The sequence below is a fragment of the Mucilaginibacter sabulilitoris genome (assembly GCF_034262375.1).
Lineage (GTDB): Bacteria > Bacteroidota > Bacteroidia > Sphingobacteriales > Sphingobacteriaceae > Mucilaginibacter > Mucilaginibacter sabulilitoris.
Genome location: NZ_CP139558.1, coordinates 2,173,613 through 2,186,719 on the forward strand (window position 1 = coordinate 2,173,613; position 13,107 = coordinate 2,186,719).

A 13,107-nucleotide genomic window follows, 5' to 3' on the forward strand; every position below is an offset into this window, starting at 1 on the left:
AATATCCCTGGAGCAAATTATAACTATTTTTCGAGTACTCGAGATAAGATGGATTTTTTTGACAGCTTTCGGCAACTGGATGGTTCAATTAAAAATCTGTCGATTCTAAAAAATAACTTTGATTCAAAACTGGAGACGGACAAAAAACTGACTATTTACCCGGTATGCATCCTGAATGATAAAATCTACGATTTCGCGATGATGAAGATTACTTTCAGTCAAAAATGGGAAGAGAAAGAGGGCAATTCTCTAACCTAATTGTCAAACCTCTAGTTATCCTTCAGATTGAGGAGTTGGAAGCACTGGTTTACAAACTGGAACTGAATCACAAGAAAAAAGACATATGGGAAGTCTTTAATGCCTATTGCCGAGTAAAGAAGGAGGGTCCAGCCTTCAGCTTAGCAGGACTTGATCGCATAAATTGGATTATCCTGTAGAGATTAGAAAGGAACTTCAAGGTTATATGGATGTTTATAAAACATAAATGCGATACTGCTGGCAATTGTATTAACTGGCCTAAGGATATTTACGTAGTTATTAATTAGGTTCTGTGCATGAAATACCTTCATGATGTTATCAAGCTTTAGCTTTCAAGATCTTCATTAATTCACTATTTAGATATAATTTTTCTTTTCCAACGTATTCACTTATTAAAAAACCAGCCTTTTCTAAATCGTTTAGATAATTACCGACTGTTTTCAGGTTTCCTATTCCTGCAGCTATTAAGAATGATCTTTGTATATGGCAATTTAAGATTACGTGGCATATAAATTAAATATCTCACAAAGTTCTTATAGCAAAATTGAATTAGGATACGTTCAGCTTACACTGGATCGCTTTTTCTGCGTTTGCAGAATATTGATATTGATATGGCAGCGCTTTTAACGGGAATTCAGATTGACGAGATTCAAAATAAGAACATCGCTGACAAATATTTAGCTGCTTAATTGGAAAATATGAAGCCATTGACCACACTATTCTGAACTCTCACGTTTGGAAAATCGGAATGACTATAGTTTTTTACAAAATCAGTAAGATGTTAAAAAGCAATTGGCCTTTTTTGGGGAGTATGATGTGTTTTAGTACAATAATCATAAAAACCAAATATCTTTTGTCCCCAATGTTTCTGAGGATCGTTTTTTCTCAAAAAATAGCACGTTAGATTTAACGCCTTGAGAGTCATAACAGATGCATTTTCTGGTACGATATCAAAGGGTGGTGCATCGTGGATCCATATTTCCTGACCTGAAACCCTGGCGTGCAGGAAGTCCCTGGTTAAAAGTAATATTGAAGCAAATGCACTTGAAGTGAAAGGAGCTTCCTGATTTGTAAAACCTGAACATGATCATTCTCTGATCATGAGAAGTAATTTGAACCCTGTCATTTTATTCAGTGTTTTTCTATTATTTTTAATATCTGCCCCTATAAACTAAAATCACTTATTGCTTTCGCCTATATTTACCGAAACATTTGCGAACGTTTCTTATTTATTTTTATATTACCGTATCATTGTAAAAATCGCCTCCACTTGCCCTCGTTGAATTATCATTCACTTGATGATAATCGATATTTAAACAAAATCTTTCAGGGAATAGATGATGGGTGTTAACGTATCTGTGTAAGGTTCTCATTGGTATGAGATCTTAATGGGGTAGCTGTCAATTACAATTCTTTTGATGAGTTGGTGTTGTTCTAAATCTTTAAGTTCCTTCGCCAAAGAAAGGCCCAAAGTACAGTAATAGTTCCATGTTAATAGTGGTCAACATAATTTCGGACAACCCTACCGGTGGTCATAACTCATTTCGCGCTTTACCTGCCATTTGCCGTTCTTGTTTTCCCAAACTTCGGTAAACTTTGCAGTGGCTTCCAATTCTTCCTTGCCATTAACCGTCCCATAAAACTTGTGTACGCCAATGGCTAATGCGCCAAAACTACCTAAACGGTAAACTTCCAGGCTGCCCTTGACCAACTCCCGCCTTGATGAATGAACTGGATCGGTAAAATTCCTTTTAAACGCGGCCAGGTTGTGCGTATAATCAGTTAAGCCGCTCCGGTCGTCATAAAATTCCAGGTCGGGAGAGAAGAAGCCCATTAATCCTTCGAGATTACGTTTATTGTAGGCGGAGAACATAGCGCTATCTAATTCGGCTACTATTTGATATAGTGGATCAGGTTTTGGAACCATATTGCTTTGCTGCTGCGCAGCCGCTGGCAATGCGAATGCAACATTCAGTGCGACCGAACCAGCACAGATAAATAAAGATTTCATATTCGTTTTTTTTAATTGAGATCATCGCAGGAAACCAAAGGTTACATCGATTAGGTTTGTGGCCTGTATTTTTTTCTCATTTTTCTGTACATCACGATTCCTGCCAAAAGAATGACTAATCCTGTCACCATTCTTACTACGTAATATTCATCCCGTTGTCTGTAAGGTGCTTTGGTAAGCGAATTAGGTTGCATATACAAATAGCCATTTTTATTGTCGAGCACCAGGTTGAACCTTTTCAGCAGATCGCTACCCAGGATCATATTTAGCCCTTCTCCACCCATGTTCCGTGTTTTATATTCAAATTCTGAAAGCCGGTAATTGCCAATACTCAGCTTTGGCTTCATCGCCCCATCCAAACCAATCATAGCTGCTAGTTCGTTCACGATCCGGTAAGGAATAGGCACGTCAGTGCTATTTAGAATGGATGTGCGGGCGCCAGTATCAAACATCACCCAACCTGTTTGGGTTTTGCCGCGGATGGTAAGATTTACCGTAATGTACGGTATCACACCGCCATCAAGAATAACGTCGTGACGGGAATAAGCGGTTATTTGAGGCGGTAGGGTGTCATGAACGACTAATATTTTCTTGTCATAGTTGACCTCCAGTATTTTGTCTTTGAACAAGGAGTTGCCGATGAGAAGGTCTTCATGATCCTTCATGTTATTGGCTACAGCAATGCTTACGCTGTCCCAGACCAGGTTTCCAATTTGCAGGAAATTCTTACTGGCGAAGGGCACTTGGTTCACCCCATCCGAATTGGTAAGGGTAACTTGCCCATTAAAGTTCATCTTTACTTTCTTAACAGAAGTTTTATTGATGAGGATTCCTCCTGCACCCAAGTCAAGCTGTATATTGGTGACCTCAGCGTCATTTAGTTTTGCATTAACGTATACTTTATGATTGTCCCCCAAAGTAAAGGGGATGGTGTCTGGTCCGGCGCCTGTAGTTTTTCGCATGGAAGCATTAAAATTGTTGTACCTGGCTGAAATTCGTGTAAAACAACTGTCCTTTCCGTTCAGCAAAATAATGAAATCATACTCTTTTCCATAGGTGACATCGAATGCAATAGAATCCAGGTCTGTAATGAAGCTAATAGTATGTGCTTTTTCAGGAATCTCTGCATAATAGTAGTCCGGTTTTCTTTCGGGCATGATAGCCCAATAGCCTTTTTTGAAGTGCTTTCCGTCCCTGATACTGGCGGTTTTAGATGAAGCCCGTACAACGGGCGGGTCGCTTTGAGCAAAGGCAAATTGTCCTGATGTTAAAAGGAGAGCAATTGCAAATCCACATGTTATAGTAAGCATCCGGTTGATTACTCTTGACGGGCTCATTTATTGGCTTTTAATGATTAGACAGGAAGACTGTCATCAGGTTACAATTTCATTTGATAGGATTTTTCGATACACGACAGTGTCTCTTCTCTTGGTACTATTCTGGATCTTTGGCCAGTTCCACCAGTATGTTGACCAGCTCCTTTTCCAGGTCATTTCGGTTAGCCAGGCTATTGGTGAGGATCACCAGGCCTGCATTAAGCTGCGGGAAACAATCCAATGAACTGCGGGAACCGCCCGTACCACCGCCATGTTCTAATATGCGATAGCCTTTCGAGCTACTGTGGATAAACCAATTCAGGGCCATGCCCTCCAGATCGGTACCGAAAGTTCGTTGATGGGAAAGCCTAATAGCCGGATTAGTCTCGGCATTGTTAGCCTTGATGTAATTGACCAGATCGGCAGTTGTAGATCTTAAAGCCCCCATCGCGGGTACTTCCCCCAAATCCCAAAGAGGCACCGATTGCCTTTGTGCGTTATGCGGCCACCCGACCCGGCTGGCCGGAAGTGATGCGATTTCGATACGGGTATCTCTCATGTGGTAAGGTTTCAGGATGTTTTTTGACACCAGCGAAAAGTAGTCCTGCCCATATGCGTCTTCCAGTATTGCCCCCAATAAAGCAACCGCCATATTAGAATAGGAGTGAATTTTGCCGGGAAGTGTATCCATTTTCATTTGACGCAGGCCTTCATACAAAAGCTGCCGGGAGTAATTGGATAAGGGATTGAGTGAATCATAGGTGGGGCGTTCCCACATATTTGGAAATATTCGCGTGATTCTTGAGGTATGGTTAGCCAAGTCTTTAATATGTATAGGCGTGCCTTTATAGCTTAAATTGGGAAAAGAACCTTTTAGATATTTCCTGATGTCATCTTCCAGGTTGATCTTCTTGTCCAGTATGGCCCGGGCCAGGATGATCCCCGTAAAAGATTTTGTCATGGAACCGATCTCATAGATGGTTTTATTATCGGGTCGCTGCCCGTTACCCGCCTTTGTCTCCCCGTAATTGTAAAAATATGGTTTGCCGTCCTGCACCAAGGCTATGGAAAGCCCCACAGCTTTTTTATCCTGAAAATACCGCTGAACGCTGTTATCGACTAGCGAATCCAGCCGCGAACGAAGCAGGTTATCTGATGATACCGCCCGGATCTGCCCGGTACAGGCCAGACTGTTCAGGCAAAAGGCCGGAACCAGGAGTATAAAACTAAAAGGTTTATTTATACGCAGTGTTGGTATTGTCATAACCACATAACTTTTATTGATAAAGATTCCCTCATCGATCTGTTTAACTGCGAACGCCTCATTGATCATGCAGAACTGGAGAAAAGAATCAATATCATTCTAATACTGCAAGAGTATTAAGTAGCAGCAAAGCTTACGGAAAAAAACATGTGAACTGCACCCTGGGCTTTCCTGCTGCACTATTAAAGCAGAACGTGATTGCCTATCTTTAGAAATGCAAAAATGATGCAGCTAACTATTAAGTGATCCGAGTACAAAATAGCACGTGGTATGAAATAGACGAATAAAAGGGAAACTATTAACAACGCTAACGAGTACCAGTTTAAATTTTTTAAAAATGAAGGTTTAGGCTTTTTATTGTTCATGCACTAAATATATGTTTTGAGGTTTGGTTTTTCAGCCCTCGCTACCAGAAGTTTATAATTTCGGAAAAATATGCTTGTAGTCTCTGACTACCGAATATAAATTACAAAAGCCGCTCTAGTTTCCTAAAGCGGCTTTGTAGCCCGACGAGAATATCGTAGAGATTGTATTATCTAATATTTCAGTTACTTATATCGAAATAATAACAGCTGCGCACCGAATTACGCACCGCAAGTTTAATGGACTTTTAAGGTTTTTAATGGAAGAGATCGAAGGTGGATGGGTCATGGGCATTGTTCATAACTGGCTCATTTTCAACATGTTACAATGTTAATTCTCAAGTACTTTACGAATCACGCAATGGAAAAATGATTCTAAATCGTTAAAACAAATATAAGATAAATTAGAATTACAGTGTAGTTAATATATGGTTATTCAATTTTCTTCTTTAAAATAAACTTTATAAAAATTCATCACTTTTCCATCATCAAAACCTTTTTCAATAAGTTCTTTATCACCATAACAAGCTGATAATTGCCTGCCTGATTGTTTCATTTTTTACCTGCCTGATTTAAATAAATGTTAAATATTTTGACAAAAACGAAAATACATGAATAATCATAATTATATTGCACACTTATTAATAACAATATAATGCAACAAGGAACAGTAAAATTTTTTAATGAAGTCAAAGGTTTCGGATTTATCACACCAAATACTGGTGGCAACGAGATATTCGTTCATTCCACAGGCCTGATCGACAATGTTCGTGAGAACAGCGTGGTTAGTTATGATATTGAAGAAGGCAGTAAGGGCCCGAATGCAGTAAATGTAAAAATAGCTTAATACACTATATCATCATTGTAAAAGCATCCTCCTACTCTGAGGATGCTTTTTTTTTACACTTAATGCATAACATAGCCCGGGAAAGCGTTTTTGTATAAATCAATACGGTTTTTTTTGCGATCAATAAAGTGACAAGTCACCTTGGAAGTAGCCCCTCGGACCTACCGCCGTGCAGTCGACAAGGACGACGCGAAATTTGCCGTAGCGGCAGCTAATGGCGGCATAGCAGAAGTTGAGCTCGGCACGCTCGCCCAGCAGAAAGCTGTCAACCAAAAAGTTAAAGATTTCGGAGGTATGATGGTCAGCGACCATAGTAAAGCCAACGAGGAAATGAAGGCACTTGCAAAATCCAAAGGGATCACCTTACCAACAAAGATTGATAGTGACGAACAAAAGGTGAAAGATAATCTTTCTTCAAAATCAGGCGCGGACTTCGATAAAGCCTATGTTGATAATATGATCGAAGATCACAAAAACGACATCAAAGAATTTGAGGATGCCACTAAAAACCTGAAGGACCCGGATTTGAAAGCATTTGCGGTGAAGACACTACCAACCTTAAAAATGCACCTCGAGGCGATCCAAAAGATCCATGATACCATGAAATAAAGCACACACTTATGAAGCGGGCCGCCTTTGCCAGGGCGGCCTTTTTTATTTTCCTGCGGTAGTTCGAAGGTCTGCAGCGTTGCTGACAAGCTTTTGATATGCTAATAGGAGACCAATTGTTCCAGTATCGCACTGATGGAAAAATGCGCGCCGCACACGAACTCATCTGCCGCCCCATAGTACATCGTCAAGCGGTCACCATCAGCCAGGTGCCCGTTGGTAAAAACTACATGCCCAAAAAAGCCGCTTAATTCATATGGTTCCGTAGGCACCATAATGGGTTCAACGGTACGTGAAATGATCTTCGAAGGATTATCCAAATCCATCAGGAAAGCACCCAGGCAATACTGGTGCTCTGTATTTGCACCGTGATAAATCGCCAGCCAACCCCGCCCGGTACGGATCGGTGCCGCCCCGGCACCGACGCGTGCGCTGTCCCAAAGGCTGGGCCGGGTTTTGATCAGGCATTGATGGTTCCCCCATTGCTTGCCGTCGGAAGATTCGGCCAGCCAGATATAATTACCGCCAATCTCTTTGCTGCTCGGCCGGTGCAGGCAATAATACTTACCGTTGATGGTTTCTTCAAAGATGGCGCAGTCTTTATTATGCGGCGGCAGGATCATGCCCGCATTTTCAAAGTATTGCCAATCTCTGGTGGTTTGCAAACCTACGCCAACACCACTATCGGATACTGCGGTATAGGTAAGATAATAAGTATCGCCTATCTGGCTCACCCGGCAATCTTCGATGCCGAATCGTTCCAGGTAGCCCTGTCCAAACATGGGAGCATAGTCTCCCGGCTCGGTGAAATGCACACCATCATCACTGGATAATAAGCGTAAATGTGAGATTGTGGTCAGGTAATCCAGGCCTTTATAACTGATTACCCGGGCATCGATGGCGATTAGGTCGGGATCGTTTAATGGTACTTCGATGATCTCGGTATTCCCAGTCGCGTTCAGGGCGGGGAAAAACAGTACACCTTCCTTTTGCACAACCCCTTCTGCTACCCTGACCAGAAGCCATATTTTCCCCCCGTAACGGAATACGCCCGGATTCAGCAGACTAATGATTTGTAAACCACCAGCGCTGGGCGCAAGGTCTTTAGGTAATAACAAAGGATTTTCCGGGAAACGCTGGGCCAGGTCCATCCTGCTTTTTCCCGGCTCATTGATGATCTGTAACATGATTTGTTCTTTTTAAGATTTGATAACCGATCCCGGCGAAGACTGCAAAGACAAGGTGAGCCGGAACGAGTTGCAGGTAATATTTATTAAAACTTAACGAAGGTGGCAGCGGATGCAATTTAAATGTGGTTTTCCAGACTGCTACTGCCAGCAAGCCACTTAAGCCACCCAACCAAAGGTTCGTTTTCAGATCAGGTTTTAATTTTCCGCGCCGCCAAAGCTCCACATAGACTAGTGCAAAAAGCAGACCTACCCCATAATGACCGAGCCAGCCTAAAGCCAGGCTCCGCTGCTTGTCCAGTTTCGGAATGAGACGGCCAGCCAGTTGTCCGAGGCGCTCCGGTTCGCTGAAGTTTTCGCCATCGGCCAGCGAAATGAGGTAGCTGAACAGGGTCATGAAAGTTGTACCGGTAATTCCACTGGCTAATATTTCCTTAGTTTTCATCGCTGCTGATCTTGATTAGGTTTTTGGTTGCCGGTCCTGTCAATACATTTCCGTCAATATCATAACGTGCACCGTGACAGGGACAGTCCCAGCTTTTTTCTTCGCCGTTCCAGTTCACGATACACGCGGCATGAGTGCAAACCGGGCTGAGCGCGTGGATAATTCCTTGTTTATCCCGGTAGGCCGCGATCTTTTCACCGTCTACCTCAACGACCTTGCCGGTACCCGGCTGTAATCTTTTTAAGGAATCGGTTTCATGTATACCTACGCGATCAGCTACAAAATGATAGGCGACATCTGCATTCTCTTTAACAAATTCGGTGAAACCATCTATCGGTTTAATGCGGGAAGGATTGAACAAGTCCCGGTATCTATTGGGCCGTCTCCTGACCAAGTCGCTGAGTATTTTGCCGGCGATACTGCCCAGCATCATCCCGTTACCGTTATAGCCGGTTGCGCAGTAAATACCATCCGCCGCCAGCGGCATCTGTCCGATATAAGGAAGGCCATCCACAGGTACATAATATTGTGATGACCAGCGGTATTTAACCGACGACACGTTATAATATTTCCGGATGTATTTTTCCAGATCGGCAAAGGCTTTTTCCGGGTCGGCATGGCCCGCCTTATGATCATTACCACCGGCGATCAAAAGTTTTTCACTGTCAATTACCTGTGTCCGGAAATAATGATAAGGCTCCTGCATATCGTAAACCAAGGCATCCGGATAAGTATCCGTTTTTAATTTCAGGCCCAGTACATAACTGCGGTAAGGGGCGCACTCAAAATTGAATAGATTGATATTGGGCGGCATATGCGTAGCGTAAATCACCGTTTTAGCCCTGATAACACCTGCTGGCAAATGCGCGATATGTACGCCATTATCAGTTTCGATATCGGTTACCAACGTATTTTCCAAAACTATACCACCTGCTTCCAAGTATGCTTTTTGTAAACCCTGCAAATATTTTAACGGGTGAAACTGTGCCTGCCTATCGAAAACCAGGGCCTTTAAATATGCTACCGGTGTCGGCGCTTCTTCCGTATAGTTTACAGGCACGCCTACTTTTAAGGCGCCGTTGTAGATATCGTCGAGCTGTTTGGCCTCATCCCCGGTTTCTGCATACAGGTAGCCAGAATTGATTTCGTAATCGCAATCAATCTGGTAAGTATCAATATTGGATTTAATGGTCCTGAAACCTTCGTTGATCGCATCCGCGAAAAGTTGCGCTCCTTCTTCGCCGAAAGCGCTCGCTGCTTCCGCATAAGTAGTATCCGCGAAGGTATTGATGTGGGCGCTGGTCCCGCCGGTAGTTCCAAATCCCAGGTTATGCGCTTCGGCGATCACTACTTTTTTTCCTGCTTTCTGAAGGAACAGTGCCGTGGTAATACCGGTGATGCCACCACCTACGATCAGCGCATCATAAATGACGGTGGTATCAAATAAAGCTTTCGAAATTATAGTCGCTGCGCCATACTGCCATGGAGCCCGCAGTGCTCCGTCGCGGGCTAATACGGTATTCGTTGTCTTTCCCATAATTCTATTACAAAAATCAGTATCAATCTGTTTGGCGATAGCTTACCTATTTATCGAACAAATCCTCCGTTATACCCGATCTTTATAATTCAGCAACAATGGATGTCAGGGCTTACTCGTCCAGGCTAATATCTAATTGTTAAAAAATGTTAAAGCTTTTGGAAATTTTTTGGCTGCTTTTTTTCTTTGAGCCGTCAATTTTTAAACATCAAACCAATTATCGTAAAAGCATTTTTTGAAAGCTATCATTTAAATTTTAGTTGTTAGATCATGTTACTCCAATTATCAAATCCCCTCTTCAGCGCAACGCGCATGTTTACATTTATTTTATTATTGATGGCATCGGCCTTTGCATCACAGGCGCAGCAGCAGCCGGTCACATGGCCGGCCGGCAAATCAGGCTTTACTGCCAAACTGATGAACATTGAGGCGGCCACCAGCGAGACCTTCCGTTACAACACCACCCTGCATAACGGTTCGGCGAGTGCCAAGATCTACGAACTCAAAACCGATCTCCCTTTTGGCTGGATGATCGCCTATAAAGTAGACGGCAGCCAGGTTACTTCTATCAATATGGATGCGGGAAAAACGCAGGATATTGCCATCGAGATCAATGCCACTGCTACCGCCTCCCCGAAAAAATACAAGATTCCAATCAAAGCCGTATCCGGTTCCGACACGCTATCGCTGAACCTGGAAGCCGTAATAAAAGGCTCCTACAGCCTGGTACTAAGCACACCAACCGGAAGATTGAGCGACGAAGTAACCTCCGGCAGTCAAAAAGAATTGCAGCTGACCGTCAAAAACACCGGCACGCTGCCGTTGAACGACCTCCAGGTTACCGCACAATTGCCTACCGGTTGGGAATCTACCTTTGAACCCGCCAGTATCAAACAACTGGAAGCAGGGAAAACCATCGATGTTAAAGCGACTGTAAAAGTGCCGGACAAAACCATTGCCGGGGACTATGCTGCTAATTTTACGGCAACTAATAGCAATACCAACTCACAGATCGCTTTCCGGCTAGCAGTCAAAACATCCTTGCTTTCCGGCTGGATCGGCGTTTTGGTCATCCTGCTGGCCATCGGCATCGTTTATTATCTCATTCGTAAATATGGCAGAAGATAAAACAGCCAATCCATTTTTTACCAATGAAAGATCCTATTATACAATTAAAGGGTTTAACCAAGCACTATGGTGCTGTTAAAGCCGTTGATGATCTGAACCTTGATATTCAGAAAGGCGAAATCTTCGGGCTGCTGGGACCTAATGGAGCAGGCAAAACCACGACCATATTGATGATGCTCGGGCTTACCGACCCTACGAGCGGTACTGCCTTTGTTTGCGGGCATAACGCTACCAGCAGTCCGATACAGGTGAAGCGAAAAGTGGGTTATATGCCTGATAATGTTGGTTTTTATGATAACATGACCGCATTGGAAAATCTCGTGTATATCGGCAGACTGAACGGCGTACCGGAAAATGAACTAAAAAAGCGTTCGGCCGAAGTGCTGGAAATTGTAGGCCTTGCTGTAGACCAACATAAGAAGACTTCGGCTTTCTCGCGCGGTATGAAACAGCGCTTGGGCCTGGCCGATGTACTCATCAAAAAACCCAATGTTATCATTTTGGATGAGCCTACACTCGGTATTGATCCGACCGGCGTGAGAGAGTTTTTGGCGCTGATCAAACAGCTGAGCCGGCAGCAGGGGCTTACTGTTTTGCTTTCTTCGCATCACTTACACCATGTACAGCAGGTCTGCGACAGGGTAGGTATTTTTGTCGGCGGAAAATTACTCGCACAGGGAGATATCAGTGCCCTGTCCGCCCAACTATTCGGCACCGACAGCCATGTCACTTCGATCAGGGTAGCACAAGCCGTTTCACGACCCTGGCCGCTGGAACCGGAACTCCAATCATGGGAAGCCATTACCCGGATCAGTATCCATGAAAACGAATTGGAATTTACCAGCAAAAGGGACCTGACTGCCGCGCTGGTTCGTTTCCTGGTTGAAAAAGGTTGCGACGTGATTGGCGTAAACCCAAAAAATTACGGCCTGGACGATATCTATCAGAAATATTTTGAATCCAACAGTACAAAAAATACAAACCATGAAAAGTCAATCTTCTGACCCGAGGCCATTTCGTGTCATGGTTCACAAGGGAATAGCGGATCATATACGCAGTTGGCGCTTCGCCATATTGATTGCACTCATCGTGCTTACTTTTATTGCTTCGATGTACGTATCATTGGCCAACATCAAATCAGCGACAGGCAATACAAAAGATCCTGATCATTTATTTTTATACCTGAAGCTGTTAACAACCACCGATAATTCTATCCCGCCATTTCATGTATTCCTGAGTTTTCTGGCACCTTTGCTGGGCATCAGTTTAGGGTTTGATGCGGTCAATTCAGAGCAGAACAGCGGCACCTTGACCCGTCTGATGGCGCAACCCATCTACCGGGATAATTTGCTGCTGGCCAAATTTGTAAGCGCACTGGTGATCGTCAGCGGCTTATTTACCGCATTGGCTTTGCTGATGATCGGCGGCGGATTAGTACTGACTGGTGTACGCATGGAGCCGCAGGAACTGCTTCGCATACTAGCGTTTATTGTGATCACGATTGCTTACGTGGCTTTTTGGTTAAGCCTATCTATTATGCTTTCTATTGTGTTTAAGCAAGCGGCAACTTCCGCACTTACGGCCATCGGGATCTGGTTGTTCTTTACGATATTTTACCAGATTGTCATTACCCTTATTGTCAAGTCCTTCTTACCTGATCCGGCTTATCTTAGCCAGACCGAAATCATTAGTTATAACGATCTGATTTTGAATCTGCAACGCATCGCCGCGAATCAGCTTTACTCAGATGCCGTTACCACCTTGCTAATGCCGTCGGTTCGCAGTCTTGGTCCTGTAACCATGGAGCAAATGGCGGGCGCCATACCGGCTCCGCTGCCGTTTAAGGAAAGTGTCATGATCGTATGGCCGCAAGTAAGCGGTTTAATGGCATCAACAGTAGGATGTTTTGCGCTGGCTTATTACTTTTTCATGCGGCGTGAGATACGTAGTTAATAAAACGATGATGCGCTATCTTTGGGCATCAGGAACAGATCGTAGCAACTACTGGCATAAAATCACATAAGTAATATGCGACCTGATATTAAAATTCGTGAATCTATTTATCGGAACGTGTGTTGATGGATTCCCAAACATGCTTAACATCTCAGAGCTTTCTGACCATAGTTAATAAAGCTTCTTACTA

Annotated in this window: 14 protein-coding genes; 6 read left to right on the forward strand and 8 right to left on the reverse strand. The window is 43.5% G+C overall.

What is annotated here, in order from left to right; genetic code table 11:
- The first annotated feature begins 48 nt into the window (after window positions 1-48).
- Window positions 49-258 carry a hypothetical protein gene (locus SNE25_RS09285; protein ID WP_321564816.1) on the forward strand — a complete coding sequence of 70 codons (210 nt, stop codon included), beginning with the start codon at window positions 49-51 and terminating at the stop codon, window positions 256-258.
- Window positions 259-576: 318 nt separating this feature from the next.
- On the opposite strand, the gene SNE25_RS31855 is transcribed toward SNE25_RS09285, so the two are convergent.
- From SNE25_RS31855 to SNE25_RS09305, 5 genes are all read right to left on the reverse strand, one after another.
- Window positions 577-768 (reverse strand): hypothetical protein, encoded by a 192-nt coding sequence (locus tag SNE25_RS31855; protein ID WP_407667039.1) that lies wholly within the window; start codon window positions 766-768, stop codon window positions 577-579.
- A gap of 859 nt (window positions 769-1,627) precedes the next feature.
- Entirely contained in the window at window positions 1,628-1,729 is a 102-nt protein-coding gene (locus SNE25_RS09290) for a winged helix-turn-helix transcriptional regulator (protein ID WP_321564817.1), read from the reverse strand.
- Between the two features lie 51 nt (window positions 1,730-1,780).
- On the reverse strand, window positions 1,781-2,269 hold the full coding sequence (locus SNE25_RS09295; protein ID WP_321564818.1) for a nuclear transport factor 2 family protein: 489 nt from the start codon (window positions 2,267-2,269) through the stop codon (window positions 1,781-1,783).
- A gap of 50 nt (window positions 2,270-2,319) precedes the next feature.
- Window positions 2,320-3,606 (reverse strand): aspartyl protease family protein, encoded by a 1,287-nt coding sequence (locus SNE25_RS09300; protein ID WP_321564819.1) that lies wholly within the window; start codon window positions 3,604-3,606, stop codon window positions 2,320-2,322.
- 97 nt (window positions 3,607-3,703) lie between these two features.
- A complete protein-coding gene (locus SNE25_RS09305; RefSeq protein ID WP_321564820.1) occupies window positions 3,704-4,849 on the reverse strand; it encodes a serine hydrolase domain-containing protein in 1,146 nt (381 codons plus the stop codon).
- Between the two features lie 1,017 nt (window positions 4,850-5,866).
- Between SNE25_RS09305 and SNE25_RS09310 the strand changes: the two genes are divergently transcribed.
- Both SNE25_RS09310 and SNE25_RS09315 read left to right on the forward strand, forming a co-directional pair.
- On the forward strand, window positions 5,867-6,058 hold the full coding sequence (locus SNE25_RS09310) for a cold-shock protein (protein ID WP_321564821.1): 192 nt from the start codon (window positions 5,867-5,869) through the stop codon (window positions 6,056-6,058).
- Between the two features lie 141 nt (window positions 6,059-6,199).
- The gene (locus tag SNE25_RS09315; protein ID WP_321564822.1) at window positions 6,200-6,667 is read left to right on the forward strand and encodes a DUF4142 domain-containing protein; all 468 of its coding nucleotides are present in this window, start codon (window positions 6,200-6,202) and stop codon (window positions 6,665-6,667) included.
- A 101-nt stretch (window positions 6,668-6,768) separates the two neighbouring features.
- Here SNE25_RS09315 and SNE25_RS09320 read toward each other — a convergent pair whose 3' ends face one another.
- Genes SNE25_RS09320 through SNE25_RS09330 form a run of 3 tightly spaced genes read right to left on the reverse strand, consistent with a single transcriptional unit; the run spans window position 6,769 to window position 9,836 of the window.
- Window positions 6,769-7,854: a glycoside hydrolase family 130 protein gene (locus tag SNE25_RS09320; protein ID WP_321564823.1), complete on the reverse strand. Its 1,086-nt coding sequence runs from the start codon at window positions 7,852-7,854 to the stop codon at window positions 6,769-6,771.
- Entirely contained in the window at window positions 7,835-8,299 is a 465-nt protein-coding gene (locus SNE25_RS09325; RefSeq protein ID WP_321564824.1) for a hypothetical protein, read from the reverse strand. The genes SNE25_RS09320 and SNE25_RS09325 overlap by 20 nt, the downstream gene beginning before the upstream one ends.
- Entirely contained in the window at window positions 8,289-9,836 is a 1,548-nt protein-coding gene (locus SNE25_RS09330) for an FAD-dependent oxidoreductase (RefSeq protein WP_321564825.1), read from the reverse strand. The genes SNE25_RS09325 and SNE25_RS09330 overlap by 11 nt, the downstream gene beginning before the upstream one ends.
- Window positions 9,837-10,106: 270 nt before the next feature.
- Here SNE25_RS09330 and SNE25_RS09335 point away from each other — a divergent pair, with 270 nt between their 5' ends.
- From SNE25_RS09335 to SNE25_RS09345, 3 genes are read left to right on the forward strand one after another with little or no spacing between them, the layout of a single operon-like run.
- Entirely contained in the window at window positions 10,107-10,964 is an 858-nt protein-coding gene (locus SNE25_RS09335) for a COG1470 family protein (protein ID WP_321564826.1), read from the forward strand.
- 23 nt (window positions 10,965-10,987) lie between these two features.
- A complete protein-coding gene (locus tag SNE25_RS09340; protein ID WP_321564827.1) occupies window positions 10,988-11,968 on the forward strand; it encodes an ABC transporter ATP-binding protein in 981 nt (326 codons plus the stop codon).
- Window positions 11,949-12,917, forward strand: a complete 969-nt coding sequence (locus SNE25_RS09345) for an ABC transporter permease (protein WP_321564828.1) — start codon at window positions 11,949-11,951, stop codon at window positions 12,915-12,917. Before SNE25_RS09340 ends, SNE25_RS09345 begins: the two co-directional genes overlap by 20 nt.
- The last annotated feature ends 190 nt before the right edge of the window (window positions 12,918-13,107 follow it).

What these genes read in the sequence shown, in the direction of transcription:
- SNE25_RS09345 (WP_321564828.1), top strand. Translation starts at nt 11,949, where the DNA reads ATGAAAAGTCAATCTTCTGACCCGAGGCCATTTCGTGTCATGGTTCAC.
- SNE25_RS09325 (WP_321564824.1), bottom strand. Translation starts at nt 8,299, where the DNA reads ATGAAAACTAAGGAAATATTAGCCAGTGGAATTACCGGTACAACTTTC.
- SNE25_RS09330 (WP_321564825.1), bottom strand. Translation starts at nt 9,836, where the DNA reads ATGGGAAAGACAACGAATACCGTATTAGCCCGCGACGGAGCACTGCGG.
- SNE25_RS09295 (WP_321564818.1), bottom strand. Translation starts at nt 2,269, where the DNA reads ATGAAATCTTTATTTATCTGTGCTGGTTCGGTCGCACTGAATGTTGCA.
- SNE25_RS09300 (WP_321564819.1), bottom strand. Translation starts at nt 3,606, where the DNA reads ATGAGCCCGTCAAGAGTAATCAACCGGATGCTTACTATAACATGTGGA.
- SNE25_RS09285 (WP_321564816.1), top strand. Translation starts at nt 49, where the DNA reads ATGGATTTTTTTGACAGCTTTCGGCAACTGGATGGTTCAATTAAAAAT.
- SNE25_RS09335 (WP_321564826.1), top strand. Translation starts at nt 10,107, where the DNA reads ATGTTACTCCAATTATCAAATCCCCTCTTCAGCGCAACGCGCATGTTT.
- SNE25_RS09340 (WP_321564827.1), top strand. Translation starts at nt 10,988, where the DNA reads ATGAAAGATCCTATTATACAATTAAAGGGTTTAACCAAGCACTATGGT.
- SNE25_RS09320 (WP_321564823.1), bottom strand. Translation starts at nt 7,854, where the DNA reads ATGTTACAGATCATCAATGAGCCGGGAAAAAGCAGGATGGACCTGGCC.
- SNE25_RS09310 (WP_321564821.1), top strand. Translation starts at nt 5,867, where the DNA reads ATGCAACAAGGAACAGTAAAATTTTTTAATGAAGTCAAAGGTTTCGGA.
- SNE25_RS09305 (WP_321564820.1), bottom strand. Translation starts at nt 4,849, where the DNA reads ATGACAATACCAACACTGCGTATAAATAAACCTTTTAGTTTTATACTC.